This window comes from Pseudomonas sp. LBUM1657 (genome assembly GCF_059716075.1).
Genome location: NZ_CP166799.1, coordinates 4353633 through 4371891 on the forward strand (window position 1 = coordinate 4353633; position 18259 = coordinate 4371891).

Annotated in this window: 19 protein-coding genes and 1 pseudogene; 10 read left to right on the forward strand and 10 right to left on the reverse strand. The window is 58.6% G+C overall.

Translation table 11 applies throughout. The features are described 5' to 3' along the window. The first annotated feature begins 109 nt into the window (after nucleotides 1-109). Nucleotides 110-1435, forward strand: a complete 1326-nt coding sequence (trhP, locus tag ACA055_RS20155; protein WP_497680241.1) for a prephenate-dependent tRNA uridine(34) hydroxylase TrhP — start codon at nucleotides 110-112, stop codon at nucleotides 1433-1435. 115 nt (nucleotides 1436-1550) lie between these two features. On the opposite strand, the gene ACA055_RS20160 is transcribed toward trhP, so the two are convergent. Continuing rightward, complete coding sequence (locus ACA055_RS20160) at nucleotides 1551-2414, reverse strand: LysR family transcriptional regulator (protein ID WP_497680242.1); 864 nt, start codon at nucleotides 2412-2414, stop codon at nucleotides 1551-1553. 97 nt (nucleotides 2415-2511) lie between these two features. On the opposite strand from ACA055_RS20160, the gene ACA055_RS20165 reads away from it, so the two are divergent. Beyond that, complete coding sequence (locus tag ACA055_RS20165) at nucleotides 2512-3420, forward strand: DMT family transporter (protein WP_497680243.1); 909 nt, start codon at nucleotides 2512-2514, stop codon at nucleotides 3418-3420. Nucleotides 3421-3585: 165 nt separating this feature from the next. Here ACA055_RS20165 and ACA055_RS20170 read toward each other — a convergent pair whose 3' ends face one another. Beyond that, nucleotides 3586-3816 (reverse strand): hypothetical protein, encoded by a 231-nt coding sequence (locus ACA055_RS20170; RefSeq protein WP_497680244.1) that lies wholly within the window; start codon nucleotides 3814-3816, stop codon nucleotides 3586-3588. Nucleotides 3817-3908: 92 nt separating this feature from the next. After that, nucleotides 3909-4622 carry a FadR/GntR family transcriptional regulator gene (locus tag ACA055_RS20175; protein WP_497680245.1) on the reverse strand — a complete coding sequence of 238 codons (714 nt, stop codon included), beginning with the start codon at nucleotides 4620-4622 and terminating at the stop codon, nucleotides 3909-3911. 280 nt (nucleotides 4623-4902) lie between these two features. Between ACA055_RS20175 and ACA055_RS20180 the strand changes: the two genes are divergently transcribed. From ACA055_RS20180 to ACA055_RS20200, 5 genes are all read left to right on the forward strand, one after another. Beyond that, nucleotides 4903-6249 carry an MFS transporter gene (locus ACA055_RS20180; RefSeq protein WP_497680246.1) on the forward strand — a complete coding sequence of 449 codons (1347 nt, stop codon included), beginning with the start codon at nucleotides 4903-4905 and terminating at the stop codon, nucleotides 6247-6249. Nucleotides 6250-6273: 24 nt separating this feature from the next. Beyond that, entirely contained in the window at nucleotides 6274-7617 is a 1344-nt protein-coding gene (gudD, locus tag ACA055_RS20185) for a glucarate dehydratase (protein ID WP_497680247.1), read from the forward strand. Nucleotides 7618-7811: 194 nt separating this feature from the next. After that, entirely contained in the window at nucleotides 7812-8969 is a 1158-nt protein-coding gene (ampC, locus tag ACA055_RS20190) for a class C beta-lactamase (protein WP_497684456.1), read from the forward strand. Between the two features lie 195 nt (nucleotides 8970-9164). Continuing rightward, nucleotides 9165-9938, forward strand: coding sequence for an ABC transporter substrate-binding protein (locus tag ACA055_RS20195; protein ID WP_497680248.1), 774 nt, complete (start codon nucleotides 9165-9167; stop codon nucleotides 9936-9938). 25 nt (nucleotides 9939-9963) lie between these two features. After that, the gene (locus ACA055_RS20200; RefSeq protein ID WP_497680249.1) at nucleotides 9964-11397 is read left to right on the forward strand and encodes an N-acyl-D-amino-acid deacylase family protein; all 1434 of its coding nucleotides are present in this window, start codon (nucleotides 9964-9966) and stop codon (nucleotides 11395-11397) included. Nucleotides 11398-11452: 55 nt separating this feature from the next. On the opposite strand, the gene ACA055_RS20205 is transcribed toward ACA055_RS20200, so the two are convergent. After that, nucleotides 11453-11719, reverse strand: a complete 267-nt coding sequence (locus ACA055_RS20205) for a hypothetical protein (RefSeq protein WP_497680250.1) — start codon at nucleotides 11717-11719, stop codon at nucleotides 11453-11455. 17 nt (nucleotides 11720-11736) lie between these two features. Next, a complete protein-coding gene (locus ACA055_RS20210) occupies nucleotides 11737-12114 on the reverse strand; it encodes a DUF6124 family protein (RefSeq protein ID WP_497680251.1) in 378 nt (125 codons plus the stop codon). 514 nt (nucleotides 12115-12628) lie between these two features. Between ACA055_RS20210 and ACA055_RS20215 the strand changes: the two are divergent. Further along, nucleotides 12629-13558, forward strand: a pseudogene (locus ACA055_RS20215) (AAA family ATPase); the annotation flags it as partial. Beyond that, nucleotides 13551-14186, forward strand: a complete 636-nt coding sequence (locus ACA055_RS20220) for an HNH endonuclease family protein (RefSeq protein WP_497680252.1) — start codon at nucleotides 13551-13553, stop codon at nucleotides 14184-14186. The pseudogene ACA055_RS20215 and the gene ACA055_RS20220, both read left to right, overlap by 8 nt. 129 nt (nucleotides 14187-14315) lie before the next feature. Here ACA055_RS20220 and ACA055_RS20225 read toward each other — a convergent pair whose 3' ends face one another. Then, complete coding sequence (locus tag ACA055_RS20225; protein ID WP_497680253.1) at nucleotides 14316-14852, reverse strand: DUF4174 domain-containing protein; 537 nt, start codon at nucleotides 14850-14852, stop codon at nucleotides 14316-14318. Nucleotides 14853-15032: 180 nt separating this feature from the next. On the opposite strand from ACA055_RS20225, the gene ACA055_RS20230 reads away from it, so the two are divergent. Beyond that, nucleotides 15033-15401 (forward strand): VOC family protein, encoded by a 369-nt coding sequence (locus ACA055_RS20230; RefSeq protein ID WP_497680254.1) that lies wholly within the window; start codon nucleotides 15033-15035, stop codon nucleotides 15399-15401. Here ACA055_RS20230 and ACA055_RS20235 read toward each other — a convergent pair. The 4 genes from ACA055_RS20235 to ACA055_RS20250 form a co-directional block, all read right to left on the reverse strand. Continuing rightward, nucleotides 15388-15555: an ATP-binding protein gene (locus ACA055_RS20235; RefSeq protein WP_497680255.1), complete on the reverse strand. Its 168-nt coding sequence runs from the start codon at nucleotides 15553-15555 to the stop codon at nucleotides 15388-15390. The two genes, ACA055_RS20230 and ACA055_RS20235, sit on opposite strands and share 14 nt — an antisense overlap. Further along, a complete protein-coding gene (locus ACA055_RS20240) occupies nucleotides 15552-16151 on the reverse strand; it encodes a biliverdin-producing heme oxygenase (protein ID WP_497680256.1) in 600 nt (199 codons plus the stop codon). Before ACA055_RS20240 ends, ACA055_RS20235 begins: the two co-directional genes overlap by 4 nt. Before the next feature lie 188 nt (nucleotides 16152-16339). Continuing rightward, complete coding sequence (locus ACA055_RS20245; protein WP_497680257.1) at nucleotides 16340-17125, reverse strand: sulfite exporter TauE/SafE family protein; 786 nt, start codon at nucleotides 17123-17125, stop codon at nucleotides 16340-16342. A gap of 216 nt (nucleotides 17126-17341) precedes the next feature. After that, nucleotides 17342-18091, reverse strand: a complete 750-nt coding sequence (locus tag ACA055_RS20250; RefSeq protein ID WP_497680258.1) for a hypothetical protein — start codon at nucleotides 18089-18091, stop codon at nucleotides 17342-17344. Nucleotides 18092-18259: the final 168 nt, after the last annotated feature.

Below are 18259 nucleotides of genomic sequence, written 5' to 3' on the forward strand. Positions count from 1 at the left end.
GCCACGGTTCGCGCGAGTGCCATCCGTTTGTTCATCAAGCATAGATCCAGATCAATGAACCCCGCGGGCAAGACGCTTACCCTCGGCGGCTTTTGCGACCGACATTGCCATGATCCTCGTCAAACCTGAGCTGCTCGCCCCCGCCGGCACCCTGAAAAACATGCGTTATGCCTTCGCCTACGGCGCCGATGCGGTGTACGCCGGCCAGCCGCGCTACAGCCTGCGCGTGCGCAACAACGAATTCGATCACGCCAACCTGGCCCTCGGCATTCACGAGGCCCAGGCCCAGGGCAAGCGGTTCTACGTGGTGGTGAACATCGCGCCGCACAACGCCAAGCTCAAGACCTTCCTCAAGGATCTGGAACCGGTCATCGCCATGGCGCCGGACGCGCTGATCATGTCCGACCCGGGCCTGATCATGCTGGTGCGCCGGCACTTCCCGCAGATGCCGATTCATTTGTCGGTACAGGCCAACACCGTGAACTGGGCGAGTGTCGAGTTCTGGCAGCAACAGGGTTTGAGCCGGATCATCCTGTCGCGGGAACTGTCCCTGGAAGAGATCGCCGAGATCCGCCAGCAAGTCCCGGCCATGGAGCTGGAAGTGTTCGTCCACGGTGCACTGTGCATGGCCTATTCCGGTCGCTGCCTGCTGTCGGGCTACATGAACAAACGCGACGCCAATCAGGGCAGCTGCACCAACGCCTGTCGCTGGAAATATTCGGCACACGCGGCCACGGAAAACCAGCTCGGCGAAATCGTTCAGACTTTCCAGCCCGAACCGACCCTGGGCATCGGCGCACCCACCGATCAGGTGTTCCTGCTGCAAGAAGCCAATCGCCCTGACGAACTGATGCCGGCCTTCGAGGATGAGCACGGCACTTACATCATGAACGCCAAGGACTTGCGCGCGGTGCAGCATGTCGAGCGCCTGACGCAGATGGGCGTGCACTCATTGAAAATCGAAGGCCGGACCAAATCGCACTTCTATTGCGCCCGGACCACCCAGGTTTACCGCCGGGCCATCGACGATGCGGTGGCCGGCCGGGCGTTCGACCGCAGCCTGATGACGGATCTGGAATCCCTCGCCCAGCGCGGCTACACCGAAGGTTTTCTGCGTCGGCATGTGCATGACGAATACCAGAACTATCAGAACGGCAGCTCGGTGTCGGAGCGCCAGCAGTTTGTCGGCGAGTTGACCGGTGAGCGCCGTGACCGGTTGGCCGAAGTCAAAGTGAAGAATCGGTTTGGCCTGGGCGATCACATGGAACTGATGACCCCCAAGGGCAACTTTCACTTTGATTTGCATGAGCTGCAAAACGCTAAAGGCGAGCCGATTGAAGTGGCGCCAGGGGATGGGCATACGGTGTATCTGCCGATACCTGATGCGGTGGATTTGAGTTTCGGGTTGTTGATGCGAGATATCAGCGTCACGTGATTATGAAGAACCACCCATTCCTGTAGGAGCGGGCTTGCCCGCGATGAGGCCTTCACATTCAACCTCTATGTGGCTGATATACCGCTATCGCGAGCAAGCCCGCTCCCACAGGGACTCACGCGAACTCCTCGCGCAACATCGCCACAAACGCTTCCCGCGCCGGGTGCACCCCGGCGTTTTCAGGCCAGTAAAACAGGTTGTCGATGGCGGTCAGCTCGGGGAATTCATACCCCGAACAACCGGCGCCCTTGGCGTATTGATCGAAGACGCCTTTGGGCACCAGGGCGACGCCCGCGCCGGCACTGACGCAGCCGACAATCGCCCCGTAACTGGCCAGGCTGACAATCGGCAACGCCTGCCCCTGGCGCAACAACCAATGCTCCAGCGCCGCCCGGTAAGGACAGCCCTGGGGCCACATGAACACAGTCTTGTCCTGCAAATCCGTGATATCGCGCACCGGCCCCATCGACGTCGAGGCAATCAGCAGCAAGTCTTCGCGGTACATCGGCGTGCGATTGAGTTGTGAGCGCTCGACATCCACCGCGACGATCGCGCCGTCGAGCCGGTGATTGACGGTGTCATCGAGCAATTGGCTCCAGGTGCCGGTGGTCAGCTCCAGGGCCACCGCCGGAAAACGCTTGTGGAACTTGGCGAGTAAACGCGGCAAGCGACCGGTGGCCGACGATTCGATGGCACCAATGCGCAACGGCCCGGACGGCTCGGCCGAGGGGTCCACCGCGCGTTTGGCTTCAGCCGTCAGGGCGAGAATCTTCGAGGCGTACGCAAGAAAGGTCTGCCCCGAGGGGCTGATTCGCAACCCTCGGCCTTCGCGCAGGAACAGCGCGACACCTAGTTCCGCCTCCAGGGCCTTGATCCGCGCCGTGATGTTCGACGGCACGCAGTGCAACAACTCAGCCGCACGGGCGATGCTGCCGACGTCGGCAACGGTTTTGAACATGCGAATCTGCGCCAGCTCCATACATCACCAAAAGTGAACAGTTTCCGCAGTATAAGTCAGTTGCGGAGAACGGTAAGGCTTCCCGATACTCGGTGCATACGCCCACAGGTGCCCGACCATGCAACCGCTCACAACCCCTTCCCGTTCTCCCGTGAAAATCATCTTGGCCATGACCTTTGTCGTGCTCTGCTGGGGATATTCCCCGACCGGTATCCACATCGGTTTGCAGGCCTACGACCCCGGCCATCTGGCGCTGCTGCGGTTTCTGCTGGCGTCGGCGTTCATGGCCGTGGTCGCACTGTTCAGGGGTATCAGCCTGCCAAGCCTCCGTGATCTGCCGCTGATGTTCGCCCTCGGTTTCTTTGCGGTGAGCCTGCATCACGTCGCGATCAATTTCGGCCAACAAGGTGTCAGCGCAGGTGCGTCCAGTGTGTTGGCACAATCCACGCCCCTGTTCAGCACACTGCTGGCGCGCTTCGTGTTCAAGGACCAGGTGAGCGCGTGGCGTTGGGGCTGCGTGTTTCTGGGTTTGATCGGCGTAGTGATTGTGGTCGCCGGCGATCACGGGTTGGGCAGCATCGATGCCCATGGCCTGTTGATTCTGCTGGCGGCGCTGTCCTGGAGTGTCTACTTCGCGCTGCAGAAGCATCACGCCCGGCGCTACGACGGCTTGACGCTGGTGTGTTACACGGTCTGGGCGGGGACGGCGCTGCTGTTGATTTATCTTCCCGGCCTGGCGAGCCAGGTCATGAGTGCGCCGCTTCATGTGCAGTTGGCGGTGATCGGCCTGGGGGTTTTCCCGAGCGCCCTGGCATACCTCGCCTGGGCCTACGTGCTGACTCATGTGGACCTGAGCCGCGCGGCGATGACGTTGTATCTGGTGCCGCCGACGGCCATGGCGATGGCGTCTTTTGCACTGGGTGAGCGGCCGACGTTGATGATCGTCGCTGGGGCGCTGGTGGTGCTGGTCAGTGTGCTGGCGTTGAATCTGGAGCGGCGGGTGGTGGCTGGGGTGGCTCGGGTTTGATCGCTGATGTGTGGTGATGCGGCGGACGCCTTCGCAAGCAAGCCCGCTCCCACATTGGATCTCTAGTGTTCACAAGATCAACGTGGAAGCGGGCTTGCTCGCGAAGAACGATAACGCGGTAAACCTGCCGCCCACAAAAAACCCGGCGCACCGGCCGGGTTCTGTTTATCTCCTGTCGTCCGATAAAGGAGTTGGCTCATCCGCTGGCGGCACGTCTTCGTCCGCTGCCGGGTCCATCCAGTCTTCAGGTCGATCCGAGTCTGCGCTGGCCGGGTCCAGCGAAGGGTCCCTGCCGGGCGGAGTATCGTGATCCGGCGGCAACTCGTCCGTGCCGGGGATCGGTCTGGTAGGGTCGATGTTGGACGTTCCACCCTGGAACATTGAGTCGTTAGCCATGACGCACCTCACTGATGAGGTCCAGCAAATCTGGGCCGTACACGTTGGAAGCGAGCGCGTGAACGGCGTGCAATCGAGTAGACAAACGGTTGTCAGCGATCCGCCGAAAAGCGGTCGCGACTGTTGCTCAAGTGCAGCCACATGGCCGCCCGTGCGGCCTCCGCGTCCTGGCGTTTGATCGCGTTCAGAATCGCTTCGTGTTCGAGGTTGGCCAGTTGCCCGAGTTTGCTCAGGTCCACCGCGCCACGCTCGGCGGCGTTCACCCGGGTACGCGGGATCATGGCGTTGCCCAAGTGCTGCATGATTTCGGTGAAGCACACGTTGCCGGTGGCCTCGGCGATCAGCAGGTGAAAGCGCTTGTCGGCTTCGACGCAACTGTCGTTGTTGGTCAGCAGGCTTTGATAGTCGTCGAGTGCCTGGCGCATCTGCGCCAATTGCTGATCGGTGCGGCGCATCGCCGCCAGCGCGGCCGCCTGGGTTTCCAGACCCATGCGCAACTCCAGAATGCTGCGCACCCCCAGCGCGGTATCGACGTTCAGCCGCAATCCTTGCTCCGGCGCCCGCTCGATCACAAAGGTGCCGATGCCGTGCCGGGTTTCCACCAGCCCGGACGCCTGCAGCTTCGAGATCGCCTCGCGCACCACGGTGCGACTGACCCCGTGCTCCTGAACAATCGTGTTCTCTGACGGCAGCTTGTCCCCCGGCAGCATCTGGCCGAGCAGGATGCTCTGGGTCAGTTTGGCGACCAGGTCATGGGCCAGGTTGTGGGTGCGCTTGCGCGCAGGCGCGTCGAGGTCTTCTTGCATGGCGATCATCCGAAAGCAGGGCTAACGGAATCGTAGCACCGGGATCGACTGCAAACCTTAGAAATTGAAGCCCTACTTGTATGACAACACTCAACAAATCAAACAATAACGCCATCAATCAGACCACAAACGATCAGCCAAATATTAATAACGCATCGGTAAAGCACCATTTTATTGAGCCAGGACCCTTGCAGTGTGAAAAAATGTAGTTGTATGATGTCTATCAACAAGCAACACCTAGACACACCCCGCATAAAAATAACGAGTGGGAGAAAACGCAGTGAATACATCCATATCCGGGATGAACGATGGCACTGATTCGGTCCTGAAATCAGCCATCTCGAAAGTCAAACGGCATGTCTTGCCGCTGTTCGTCATCATGTTCATCGTCAACTACATCGACCGCGTGAACATCGGCTTCGTGCGCACCCACATGGAACACGACTTGGGGATCGGCGCTGCCGCCTACGGTCTAGGTGCCGGCCTGTTCTTCATCGGTTACGCGCTGTTCGAAGTGCCCTCCAATATCCTCCTGCAAAAAGTCGGTGCACGAATCTGGTTGACCCGGATCATGCTGACCTGGGGCATCGTGGCCGCGTGCATGGCGTTCATCCAGAACGAAACCCACTTCTACATCCTGCGATTTCTGCTGGGCGTGGCTGAAGCCGGGTTCTTTCCCGGGGTGATTTATTACTTCACGCGCTGGTTGCCCGGTGTGGAGCGCGGCAAGGCGATCGCCATTTTCCTCAGCGGCTCGGCGATTGCTTCGCTGATCTCCGGCCCGTTGTCCGGATTGCTGCTGCAAATCAGCGGTTTCGGCATGCACGGCTGGCAATGGATGTACTTCATCGAAGGCATGTTCTCAGTGTGCCTGTGCGTGTTTGTCTGGTTCTGGCTGGACTCCAAACCCCACGACGCCAAATGGCTGACCCGCCCGGAGCAGGACGCACTGGTCAAGGCCATCGACGACGAACAACTGGCCCGCGAAGCCGCGACGCCGATCAAACCGTCATTGGGCAAACTGCTCAAGGATCGCCAGATCATTCTGTTCTGCCTGATCTATTTCTTCATCCAACTGACCATCTACGCCGCGACCTTCTGGCTGCCGAGCATCATCAAGAAGATGGGCGATCTGAGTGACATTCAGGTCGGCCTGTTCAACTCGATCCCGTGGTTGTTGTCGATCGTCGGCATGTACGCCTTCGCCTCGCTGTCGGCCAAATGGAAAAACCAGCAAGCCTGGGTCGCTGCTGCGCTGTTGATCGCTGCGGCGGGGATGTTCATGTCCACCACCGGCGGGCCGATCTTCGCCTTCGTCGCCATCTGCTTTGCGGCGCTGGGTTTCAAATCCGCTTCGTCACTGTTCTGGCCGATTCCCCAGGCGTACCTGGATGCACGCATCGCCGCGGGGGTGATCGCCTTGATCAACTCGGTGGGCAACCTCGGCGGCTTCGTTGCTCCGACCACATTCGGCCTGCTGGAAGAACACACCGGCTCGATCCAGGGCGGTCTGTATGGCCTGGCCGCGACCTCGATCATCGCCGCAATCATCGTCTTTGCCGCACGCAACACACCGAAAACCGCACCTGCCGTTGCCTTGGGCAAACCAGCGCCCAACCACGCCTGAACATTGCTTTTAAAGGACCTGAAAATGAACCCACAAGAAGCCGCGAAAGCCCCGATCATCACCAGCATGCAAGTTGTTCCGGTGGCCGGCCACGATGGCATGCTGCTCAACCTGAGCGGCGCCCACGGCCCGTTTTTCACCCGCAACATCGTGATCCTCACGGACAACGCCGGGCATACCGGCGTCGGCGAAGTACCGGGTGGCGAACGCATTCGCCAGACCCTGGAAGATGCACGCAGCCTGGTGGTCGGCAGTCCGATCGGGACCTATCAGAAGATCCTCAACCAGGTGCGCCAGACCTTCGCCGATCGCGATGCCGGCGGTCGCGGTTTGCAGACCTTCGACCTGCGCATCACCATTCACGCCGTCACCGGCCTCGAAGCCGCCCTGCTCGATCTGCTCGGTCAGCATCTGGATGTGCCAGTCGCTGCGCTGCTCGGCGAAGGCCAGCAGCGCGACGAAGTGAAGATGCTCGGTTATCTGTTTTATGTCGGTGACCGCAACGAAACCGATCTGGCCTACCGCAGCGAAGCGCAGGCCGATAACGACTGGTTCCGCGTGCGTCACGAGAAAGCCATGACGGCCGACGCGGTGGTGCGCCTGGCCGAAGCCGCCCATGCGCGCTACGGCTTCAAGGACTTCAAACTCAAGGGCGGCGTGCTGAGTGGCGATGAGGAAATCGAAGCCGTCACTGCCCTGGCCGAACGCTTCCCCGAGGCACGCATCACCCTCGATCCGAATGGCGCGTGGTCACTGAAGGAAGCGATCCGCCTGTGCCGGGATCAGCATCACGTATTGGCTTACGCCGAAGACCCGTGTGGTGCGGAAAACGGTTACTCGGGACGCGAAGTCATGGCTGAGTTCCGCCGGGCCACGGGCCTCAAAACCGCGACCAACATGATCGCCACTGACTGGCGCGAAATGGGCCACGCGATCCAGTTGCAATCGGTGGACATTCCCCTGGCCGACCCGCATTTCTGGACCATGCAGGGTTCGGTGCGAGTCGCGCAGATGTGCCACGAATGGGGCCTGACCTGGGGTTCGCATTCCAACAACCACTTCGATATTTCCCTGGCGATGTTCACCCATGTCGCGGCAGCGGCGCCGGGCGACATCACTGCCATCGACACTCACTGGATCTGGCAAGACGGCCAACGCCTGACCAAAGCACCGCTGCAAATCGTCGACGGCTGCGTGCAGGTGCCGAAGAAACCGGGATTGGGGGTGGAGCTGGACATGGACCAATTGGCCAAGGCCCATGAGCTGTACAAAGGCATGGGACTGGGCGCACGGGATGACAGCGTGGCGATGCAGTTTCTGATCCCGGGATGGACGTTCGATAACAAACGGCCGTGTCTGGTTCGCTAGTCTTCTGCCCGGTCAATTACTCAATGTGGGAGCGGGCTTGCTCGCGAAGACGGCGGCACATCTAGCATCGATGTGACTGATAGACCGCCTTCGCGAGCAAGCCCGCTCCCACAGAAATTTGGCTCGGCCGTTGGCGACGGGGTTTAATGACCGTTCTGAAACGAGCGGTCAGCCCAATGAAATCCGATGAAACGATGAAAGACAACACCGGTAGCATCCGGCCAAAAATTCTGGCGGCCTGCCTGGCCTTGTTCGCCACCAGCCCTTGTTTTGCGCTGGATAACATCGAGACGGTGGTCAACGACGCCGTCCGCCCCATCATGCAGGCCCAAGGCATACACGGTATGGCCGTGGCCGTGACCCTCGATGGCAAGCAGCATTACTTCAACTACGGCGTGGCCTCGAAAGAAAACGCACAACCCGTCACCGAAAACACCCTGTTCGAAATCGGATCGGTCAGCAAAACCTTCACCGCCACCCTCGCCGCCTACGCCCAGGCGACGGGCAAACTGTCCCTGTCCGACAAGGCCAGCCAGGTCCTGCCGGCATTGCGCGGCAGTGCGTTCGACAACATCAGCGTGTTGCAACTGGGCACCTACAGCGCTGGCGGCTTGCCGCTGCAATTTCCGACCGAAGCGGATTCGGCGGACACGATGCTCGGCTATTTCCAGCAGTGGAAACCGACATACCCCGCAGGCAGCCATCGGCAGTATTCGAACCCGAGCCTGGGGCTGTTCGGTTATCTGGCAGCAAAAAGCATCGGCGCGCCGTTTGATGACGTGATGGAAAAGACCCTGCTGCCGAAACTCGGCTTGAAGCACACCTACCTCGACGTGCCTCAGGATCAGATGGGGCTTTATGCCCAGGGCTATAACAAAGAGGACAAACCCGTGCGGGTGGGGCCTGGGGCGATGGATTCCGAGGCGTATGGGGTGAAAACCAGCGCGGCGGACATGATTCGGTACGTTGAGGCGAACATGAAACCTGAGGGTCTGGAAAAGCCTTTGCAGCAAGCAATCGCCACGACTCACACCGGTTATTACACGGTTGGCGACATGACCCAGGGTTTGGGTTGGGAGATGTATCGCTACCCGATCACGCTGGAGGGACTATTGGACGGTAACTCGACGCCAATGGCGATGGAGGCTCACAAAACCCAGTGGCTGAACCCTCCGCAACCACAACCGGACAACGTGCTGATCAACAAAACCGGCTCGACGGGTGGCTTCGGCGCTTACGTCGCGTTCGTGCCCTCGAAAGACATTGGCATCGTGATCCTGGCGAACAAAAACTACCCGATCCCCGAGCGGGTCAAAATTGCTCACACAGTATTGAGCGCACTGAGCAAATAACCGGGAACCACTTGCCTATGGCAAGCGGGCCCCCACAGGGTTCAGCGCCGGAAAATAAAATGGGCGACCTCTTCAGGTCGCCCATTTTCGTTAACGCGTCGTGATTGACGAATCTGGACCTATATGTCCATTATAGACAAATACATCCATATCGCTCACTGACAACCCACCGCCCTTGTGAACAGGAGATAAATCATGAAAAAAACAACGTGCCTGGGATTTGCATTGGCCTTGTGTGTCACGAGTGCTATGGCGGAGAACAAACCCCTGCGCATCGGCATCGAAGCCGCTTATCCGCCGTTCGCCTTTAAGACATCTGACGGCAGTATCGGCGGGTTCGACTACGACATCGGCAATGCCCTGTGTGCGCAAATGCAGACAAAATGCGTTTGGGTCGAACAAGAGTTCGATGGCCTGATTCCGTCGCTGAAAGTGCGCAAAATCGATGCGGTGATTTCCTCGATGCTGATCACCGAGGAGCGCAAGCGTTCGGTCACTTTCACCGACAAATATTATGCGAGCCCGGCACGGCTGGTGATGAAGGCCGGCTCGCCAGTCGATGATGATTTCAAACAGCTCAAAGGCAAGCGCATCGGCGTGCAGCGCGGCACGTCCCAGGATCGCTATGCCACCGACAAGCTGCAGCCGCTGGGCGCTGACATTGTTCGCTACGGCTCCCAGTCGGAAATCTACCTGGACATGCAGTCCGACCGGCTCGACGGCACCATCGCCAATGCCGCTCCGCTGCAAGAGGGTTTCCTGAAGACGCCGCAAGGCCAGGGCTTTGCTTTCGTCGGACCGGAGCTGCGCAACAAGGAGTACTTTGGCGAAGGCACCGGCATTGCGGTGGGCAAAGGCAACACTGATCTGGCCCAGCGTTTCAATACCGCTATCAAAGCCCTGCGCGCCGACGGGACCTACCAGCAGGTTGAGAAGAAATACTTCGATTACAACATCTATGGCGATTGAATCCCGCTTAGCTGGAGCACCCTGCATGACCGTCATCGAAATCCTGATCCGCAACGCCACGCTCATCGATGGTACGGGCGCACCGCCCTTTGTCGGGGATGTCGCGATAGTGGATGGCAGGATTCATGCGATTGGCAGCTTCCCTGCTCTGGATGCCCGGAACGTGGTGGACGGTCGCGGCAAAGTCCTCTGCCCGGGCTTCATCGATGTCCATACCCATGATGATTTGGCGCTACTCAAACAGCCAGCCATGTTGCCTAAAATCTGCCAGGGCGTGACCACGGTAATCGTCGGCAATTGCGGCATCAGCGCGGCCGGCGTGCGCCTTCGCGGCGAACCACCGGACCCGATGAATCTTCTCGGTGAGGCCGCGGACTTCAACTTCCCGAGCTTTACTGCCTATGCAGAAGCTATCGAAGCGGTGCGACCTGCGGTGAACGTCGCCGCGCTGGTGGGGCACACCGCATTGCGCGCGAACCATATGGAACAGTTCGACCGCCCGGCGACGATCCACGAGCTCGAAGCCATGCGCGAAGACCTCAAGGCTGCGCTGGAACAAGGTGCTTTGGGGTTGAGCACCGGGTTGGCCTATCGCAATGCCCTGCAAGCCCCCACGACAGAAGTTGATTGCCTGGCGGCCACCCTGCAAGACGCCGGCGGAATTTACGTGAGCCATATTCGCTCCGAAGATGACGCTATTGTCGAAGCCATCGACGAAGCCATCGGCATTGGTCGTGAGGCCGCTGTGCCCGTGATCATTTCGCATCTCAAATGCGCAGGACGCAGGAACTGGGGACGTAGCGAAGCGATTATCGGCCGGATTGAAGCGGCTCGGCAGCAGCATCCGGTGGGATGTGATTGCTATCCCTATGCCGCCAGTTCGACCACCATCGACCCCAGCATCGTGGACGAGAGCTTCAAAATACAGATCACCTGGTCTTCACCGCACCCCGAAATGGCCGGAAAAAATCTCAAGGACATCGCCGGGCTCTGGGGCATTTCACAGCTCGACGCCGCACGACGGCTGGAACCGGGTGGTGCGATTTATCACGAGATGGATGAGGCCGATGTGTCACGCATCCTCGCTTATTCGCAAACCATGATCGGCTCGGACGGCTTGCCCAACGACCCGCGCCCGCATCCCAGATTGTGGGGCACGTTCCCTCGAGTGCTCGGGCATTACAGTCGCGATCAAGGACTGTTTCCGCTGGAGGAAGCCGTGCGCAAGATGACGGGACTGCCGGCCGAACGCTTTGGGCTGCGCGATCGCGGTCGACTCAGCGTGGGTGCCTGTGCCGACCTTGTCTTGTTCGACGCCGGGAATATCCGCGACTGCGCGACGTTTGAACAACCGACGCTGGCACCACAAGGCATCGAGGCGGTTTGGGTCAACGGTGTGTTGTCTTACAGTCAGGGCCAAAGCACTGAGGCACGCAGTGGGCAATTCATTCGTCGATGAACTTTACTCACAAAAATGGGCGACCTCTTGAGGTCGCCCTATTTCGTTACAGCCGTTAAATCTGCGACTGCAATCGTCGCCCGATCACATCCATCAAATCACAACCATCGCGCATCGGAATCGCCAAGACCCGCGCGAAGTCCTGCAACAGCAACGCATCACGGCTGACCCCCTCGCCCAGGGAAAGGGTTTCCAGCAGTTGAGTCACGCAGCGAATGCGGTACGCCGCCGTGTCATGCAACACATCCACCGGCGCCTCTGTATCAATCAGCAAGGACGGTATTTTGCAGTCGATGCCCGTTATCGGCATGTATCGAGCCATGGTTGAATCTCCCCTGCTTAATGTTGAGTTGTTGGCTGAACAGCGGTCGCGCCATCGGGCGGATCGATATTGTCCAGTGCGCGGTTCACCAACAATTCGCCTACCACCGCTAACTGCTGAATCGACAGCGCTACATTGCGATTGGAGCTTTCCAGTTTGCAGGCCAGGTCCGTGATCAGGACATTCAGCGACGCCAGGGTTTCGCAGGCATGGCATAGCAGGGTTGGTGTATCGACGCCCGGGAGGATGGTGAAGATGTGGCTGACCGGGTCGGCGTGGTTGGGATTACGTAGACGAGCGCTGACGGCGGGTTCGGTGATATCGGAAAGTGGAACGGGGTCGAGGGGATCTGAATCGGTTGGGGATTCGGGAGGGTTGGGACTGACTTTCTTCATAAATGAAAAGCCTCGGTAATTTATGGAAACTGCCGAACTCACTTCCACGGGAGGGTGGCAGCTGTACGCAGGTGTGGAAGTCCGGGGTACCGAGAAGAAACCCAGTGCACTCAAGAGTGCTCCTGCGCACAGCCGCCATAAGCAACAATGTTGGCATAAAAAAACGCCAACATGTGTTTACAGGTGCACATGCGCTCTCGGTAATCACCGGACTTCCACATCCGACCACTGATTTTGCAGCGGCTGGAGAAGGTTATCGTCGCGCTCCCCAGCGCACCAGTTCACCGACACCACCACGCTTTGCAGGAAATCTCCGAAGCATATGAAGGCCCTTGCCTACGTTCATTTCTTGCGCATGCCGTTACAAACATCTTTTCCTTATGATCGTTGTGATGCGACCGAAACCGTTGTATCTAATGGGCTTCCCAAGCCTCCAAACGGCATCGGATCAATCCGTGGCCGGGAATGACATAATGCGCGCTCAAGTATTCAAATCGACTGACCCCCAAATAAATCCTCATTCCCATTGATCGCCTACTACCCAGTAGAGCGTTCAGTCCTGGAAATTCCGCTAAAAATCCGCACCAAACACACCTTCGACGAACTCGACGGCTACGACAACTCACTGAATCGCGGCGTCGATTTCCGGCGGTTCTTTGAATGGTTTCGAGAACGCGAAGACAGCGAAAATGAAACCGGCGTGTCTGATACTGCCTTGGCCGAGATTTCCGAAAAGTTCGGCAAGGACAGTGACATCTGGAAAACCCTTTCCACAATGAAGGCTTCGTCACGCGATCGTCAGTTGACAGCGGTTCGCTCCGCTATCGCCGCGTTCATGCCTGGCTTCAGCAACCTGCGAGTGCAGCGCAAACCGCGCCTGCACATGGCGATAGACAAAAACGGCGTGACGCTCAATGTCTCCCAGCTCTCGCAAGGCGAGAAGTCGATGATGGCGTTGGTCGGCGATATCGCTCGTCGATTGGCGATGATGAATCAGTCTTTGGACAACCCGTTGGAGGGTGATGGCATCGTCCTGATCGACGAAGTCGATTTGCACCTGCACCCCAAATGGCAGCGCAGCTTGATTCGGCAGTTGAGTGAAACATTCCCCAATTGCCAGTTCGTACTGACGACCCACTCCCCGCTTGTCATAAGCGACACAAAAGACGTGTTGTGCTACGTGCTGGATGATGGCGAACTTCAGGAACGCAATGGCCTTTATGGACTTGATGCCAATCAAGTTCTGCTGGAAGTCATGGACACTGATATTCGCAACAGCGAGGTTCAGAAACGTTTGAATCGCCTACTTGAGCGTTTGCAGGACGGTGATCTGGCCGAAGCAAAGAAACTTTTTTCCGAGCTTTCACTCGAGCTTCCAGAGGGTCATCTAGAGCTGGCGAAGGCGGCATTGTTGATCCGCAAGCTGGAGTTGCGCCGTGCGTAAGATCAGTAAAGGAGTTGAACCCCAGACATTGACTCAATGGAAACGCTTGAACATCACGCTACGTTACCGGGATCTGCCAGTTGAAGAGAGTCGGTCTATTCGCTCAGCGTGTATCTCGCAACAATACGGTTTGTGTGCGTATTGCTGTCAGTCAATCACAATTGACGGCGCTCATAACGAACATGTTGAGGCTCAGGATCATGCGCCGAATCGCACGTTGGATTTATCCAATATCGTCGCAAGTTGCCAGCGACCCCATCAATGCGGACATGGCCGAGGCAAACGATCATTACCCCTGACACCCTTGATGGATGAATGCGAAACAGAGTTGAAGTTTTATCTGTCTGGGTTGGTAACAGGGAACACCGACCGGGCCAGAACTTCTATCGAAGCATTGAATCTGGGTCATACCGAAGAGAGCAATCGAGGTCTCGTTGGTGCACGCAAAGCGCTGGTAGATACGTTGATTTACACCGAACTCCTGCAACCTGATGAGTTGCAGTATGAGGACGAAGAGTTCTTGGGATTACTTCTGGAGGACCTGCAAACGCCTGATGCAGAGCAACGTCTTCGACCTTTCTCACCCGTGCTGGTCAATGTGATTCGTCATTTTTTGGACCGTCCGTAGAAGCTACCAATCGAGGAAGGCATCGTGGACAAGATTGCATAGCGCCGTAAAATTGCAGGCTGGTGCAAAACCTGTGGGAGCGAGCTTGCTCCCACAGGTAAGCCTCGCTTCACTAAGGTTGTATGGGGATCAATCATCCGGCATTTGCGGCGGTTTGGCGGGCTTGGCAGGTTTGCTTTTCGCGCCTTTGGGTTGGGCAGGTTCAGCCACGGGCGGTGGTGTCGGCACAGTGGCTTCTTTCTCGGCAGCCGGCAATTCGTCGATGGTTTTGAAAATGTCCTTCAGCGCAATCGCCTCCGACTGTTCAAGTTTCTTTTCGCCATCCTTGCCGACCAGAATCACCTTGGCCTTGGCCCCGGCCCCTAACTTGAGCGAGCGGATCAGCGCTGCGGTGCTTTGCGGGTCCAGGTCTTTGCCGTCGCGTTGGCCCATCAGATTGAGCACGGTGTACAGCACCATGTTTCGCTCGGTGAAGGCCTGGCGATTGGCCGGTTCATCCAGCGACTTTTTCAGGTTGACCCACGTCGGGTCAACCGTGCTCGGAGCGATGACAATCAACGGCCGGGACCTGCCCTTGTCCATATCCAGAGGTGAGTCGCCATCGGCGGCGAACAAGGGGCCGGCGAAGGCCAGCAGGGTAACCAGGGTCAATGACCTGATGAGCATGCGCATCTCCTTTTGATATCCACGCTCTAATGATTGCGCATCGCGGCGATCGTTCCGGGTGACGTACCGCAATTGTGTTTCGCCTTGCCCAAAGCTTAGGTCAGGGCGGTCATTGCGCAACAGGCTGAGCTAATCTCATAGCTCGAAACGACCCATCTGATCCGCCGTGAGGACCTCGCCATGAGCGCTCAGCTGAACCACACCATTGTCTGGTGCCGCGACAAGCAGACGTCGGCAAACTATCTGGCAGACATCCTCGGCCTGCCCGCCCCGGAACCCTTCGGCCCGATGCTGATCGTCAAGCTCGACAATGGCGTGTCGCTGGACTTCTACGACAATGACCCGCCGATTGCCTCGCAGCACTATGCGTTTTTGATCGGCGAGGACGATTTCGATGCGGCCTTCGCGCGCCTGCAAGCCCGCGGGCAGCCGTGGTGGGCCGACCCCGGCAAGCAGCGACGGAATGAGATCAACGATTATGCCGGCGGCCGGCGGGTGTATTTCGATGACCCGGACGGGCATCTGCTGGAAATTCTTACCCGACCCTAGCCACGTCAGCCATCAAGGCCGGGATGGAGAAGGTAAACACGCTGCCAATCCCCGGTTCGCTTTCCGCCCAAAGCTCTCCGCCGTGGGCCTGGACGATGCTGCGGCAGATGCATAAACCCAGGCCGCTGCCGTTGGGATCGTTGAGGCGATTCATGCCAACACCTCGCAGCGCTCAAGCCAACTTTCGAAGGCCGCGAACGTGGCTTGGGCCGCGACCACCGACCGCGCCCGCTCAATGGGATCACACACTTCGTACAGGCACGCCAGGAAACCGCGCCACATCAACAAGGTCGACGTGCCATACACCGCAAAAAAACGACCGCCCGTGTGCTCATCGACGCCGAGGCGCGAGTACAGCCCGTTGCGCAGCGATTGCCCGCCCAGCGTCGCGCCCTCGAGGACGTACAACACGCCCAGCACATCGGCCACCGAGCGGGTCTGCAAGGAAAACGTGCACAGGGGAATGGCATCAATGGCGGCAGCGTCCAGCCCCAACGCATACAGGTCTGCTTCGAGGGACGGGGTTTTGCTGCGAATCAGCCAATCCAGGTCGGGAATGTTCATCGCCAGCTGGAACAACCGATTTTCCAGCGGCCGATAAAACCCGTAATAGGCCTCGATCAGCCGGGTATAAAGCAGCAGATCGGCCGTGAAAAACGGGATGCGCTTTTCCAGCACCTGATGCTGGCGGGTCGTTGCGATGCGCAGCTCACTGAGAATCAGCGGCAGGCTTTTGGGCGGGGCATTCACGACAGTGTGTCGAGGCAATACCCGGCTTCGTGGAGTTGGTATTCGGTGATGAGCGCGTACACGGGCCGCCTCTTCCTTGTCGATCACAGGGGAAATGCCGACAGGTCATTCGTGAGCGAATGAAGGTTGGCTTTCCACCGTAGCACCTATATGACGCAGGAGGTGGTTTGTTTCTGGAACGGCGGGGATCAGAACGCCAGTTTGTAGCCGATCAGCACCAGCATCGTGGCCAGGCACGGACGCAACACTTCATCGGAAATGCGTCCGGTCAGGTGGCTGCCCAGGTAAATCCCCGGCAGCGAACCGACCAGCAAGTAACCGAGCACCTGCCAGTCCATATTGCCCATGCTCGCGTGGCCAAGGCCTGCGACGAGGGTCAGGGGCACGGCGTGAGCGATCTCAGTCCCGACGAGCCGGCGGGTCGGCAGCAGCGGATAGAGAATGAACAGCGCCACGGTGCCCAGGGCGCCCGCACCGATGGACGTCAGCGCGACCATTGTGCCGAGGACCAGGCCGGTGATGACGGTCATCGCATTCAGGTTTGTACCGCTGGGGTTGTAGTTGCCGCCCGCCCGTTTGTGGGCGAAATCGAGCAAGCGCTTCTTGAAGAAAATCGCCAGCGCCGTGGCGAACAGGACGAAGCCCAATGCCTGTTTGATCACAGCGTTCATGGCATCCGGCGAGGTATGCAACGTGCTCAGGAACCACAACGTCATCGCCACCGCCGGCACGCTGCCGAGGGTCAGCCATCCGGTGATGGCCCAATCAATGTTCTGGTTCTTCCGGTGAACCAGCACGCCACTGGATTTGGTGATGGCCGCGTACAACAGGTCGGTACCGACCGCCGTCGCAGGGTTGATGCCGAACCACAGCAGAATGGGAGTCATCAACGAACCGCCCCCCACGCCCGTCATGCCGACAATAAAGCCGACGACCAGCCCGGCCACGATCAACCCGAAATTCACTAAATCCATCGATACGTCCACAAAGATCGCAGGGGAAAACTGGCCCGCAGCATAGCGATTTTTCTTATAACCACTTATATCGATGCGGTCTATCGTTATGCCCTAAACCCTAAGCCACCTCAATTCTGTGTGGGAGCGGGCTTGCTCGCGAAAGCGGTGTGTCAGGCAACATAAATGTCGACTGGCACGGCCTCTTCGCGAGCAAGCCCGTTCCCACAAAGGGGCTCACTGCACGGGAAGGAAATTGAGGAACAACAGGCTTTGGGCGTAATTCAGACCGATCCGCCGGTAGCGCTCATCGAGCATCTGTGTCAGCAGGTCCAGTCGCGCGACGATCTTGCCGAACTCCACGGCGAAACTCAGGTTGCTGCCCTCCTCCGAAATTTCGTTGGAGAACAGCAAGGGTTCGCCGTTCTTGTTTTGCCGCTGGCTCAGTATCCAGGTGGCTTTTTCAATGTTGCGCGCGGCGTTGTTAACGAACGTCGGGTTGATCGCATCGGTCATGTAGAACTCGAGACGATTGCCGTGGGCGGTGACCAGCATGCTGCCAATGGCATAAATAAAGGCACCGACCCGGTCGCCAAGGAACTCCGGGCTCATGGCATAGCTGAGTGCTGCCAGGTCTTTTTTGCCACCCAGGGTGGGCAGTGGCTGTTGCTGCTCGATGGCCATGCGCACTTGTTTGCCAGCGGTGCGGGCATCGAGGAAACCGGACTTTTTCAGCTCGTCCGGGTTACGCAGGTAGAGCTTGCTCATGAGCAGGTAAAGGCTGTCCAGATTGTCGCGCATCGTCAGGGTCGCCATGCGGTCGACGCTGGTCTGGAGGAATTCCTGGGGCTTGCCTTCGCGGAACTGGCTGACGATGTCCTGGCCTTGCTGTTGACTGCAACCGGTGGAGGCGAACATCGACAGCCCGGCCAGCACCAGACAACAGCGACGGATTGGCGAAACAAAGAGGGGTGAAACTCGAGCCATGGGTTCTTGGACTTGGGCATGGGCCGGCGGTGGGGATCGCCGCAGGCTGGCCAAGGATAGAGCCATGAAAGCTGAAAAAGTGCAGTGCCGACGGTCCGCAAGCCTTATTAGTCATACTTTATAATTGCAACACTGAGCACTTAAGCTATAAATCCTTCCTTGATCGCA

Excerpts from the sequence above, each read along its gene's own strand:
- gudD (WP_497680247.1), top strand. The coding sequence starts at position 6,274 with ATGAACCCACAAGAAGCCGCGAAAGCCCCGATCATCACCAGCATGCAA.
- ACA055_RS20210 (WP_497680251.1), bottom strand. The coding sequence starts at position 12,114 with ATGAAGAAAGTCAGTCCCAACCCTCCCGAATCCCCAACCGATTCAGAT.
- ACA055_RS20235 (WP_497680255.1), bottom strand. The coding sequence starts at position 15,555 with ATGAATCGCCTCAACGATCCCAACGGCAGCGGCCTGGGTTTATGCATC.
- ACA055_RS20195 (WP_497680248.1), top strand. The coding sequence starts at position 9,165 with ATGAAAAAAACAACGTGCCTGGGATTTGCATTGGCCTTGTGTGTCACG.
- ACA055_RS20225 (WP_497680253.1), bottom strand. The coding sequence starts at position 14,852 with ATGCTCATCAGGTCATTGACCCTGGTTACCCTGCTGGCCTTCGCCGGC.
- ACA055_RS20250 (WP_497680258.1), bottom strand. The coding sequence starts at position 18,091 with ATGGCTCGAGTTTCACCCCTCTTTGTTTCGCCAATCCGTCGCTGTTGT.
- ampC (WP_497684456.1), top strand. The coding sequence starts at position 7,812 with ATGAAAGACAACACCGGTAGCATCCGGCCAAAAATTCTGGCGGCCTGC.
- ACA055_RS20200 (WP_497680249.1), top strand. The coding sequence starts at position 9,964 with ATGACCGTCATCGAAATCCTGATCCGCAACGCCACGCTCATCGATGGT.
- ACA055_RS20160 (WP_497680242.1), bottom strand. The coding sequence starts at position 2,414 with ATGGAGCTGGCGCAGATTCGCATGTTCAAAACCGTTGCCGACGTCGGC.
- ACA055_RS20245 (WP_497680257.1), bottom strand. The coding sequence starts at position 17,125 with ATGGATTTAGTGAATTTCGGGTTGATCGTGGCCGGGCTGGTCGTCGGC.
- ACA055_RS20170 (WP_497680244.1), bottom strand. The coding sequence starts at position 3,816 with ATGGCTAACGACTCAATGTTCCAGGGTGGAACGTCCAACATCGACCCT.
- ACA055_RS20175 (WP_497680245.1), bottom strand. The coding sequence starts at position 4,622 with ATGCAAGAAGACCTCGACGCGCCTGCGCGCAAGCGCACCCACAACCTG.
- ACA055_RS20230 (WP_497680254.1), top strand. The coding sequence starts at position 15,033 with ATGAGCGCTCAGCTGAACCACACCATTGTCTGGTGCCGCGACAAGCAG.
- trhP (WP_497680241.1), top strand. The coding sequence starts at position 110 with ATGATCCTCGTCAAACCTGAGCTGCTCGCCCCCGCCGGCACCCTGAAA.
- ACA055_RS20165 (WP_497680243.1), top strand. The coding sequence starts at position 2,512 with ATGCAACCGCTCACAACCCCTTCCCGTTCTCCCGTGAAAATCATCTTG.
- ACA055_RS20205 (WP_497680250.1), bottom strand. The coding sequence starts at position 11,719 with ATGGCTCGATACATGCCGATAACGGGCATCGACTGCAAAATACCGTCC.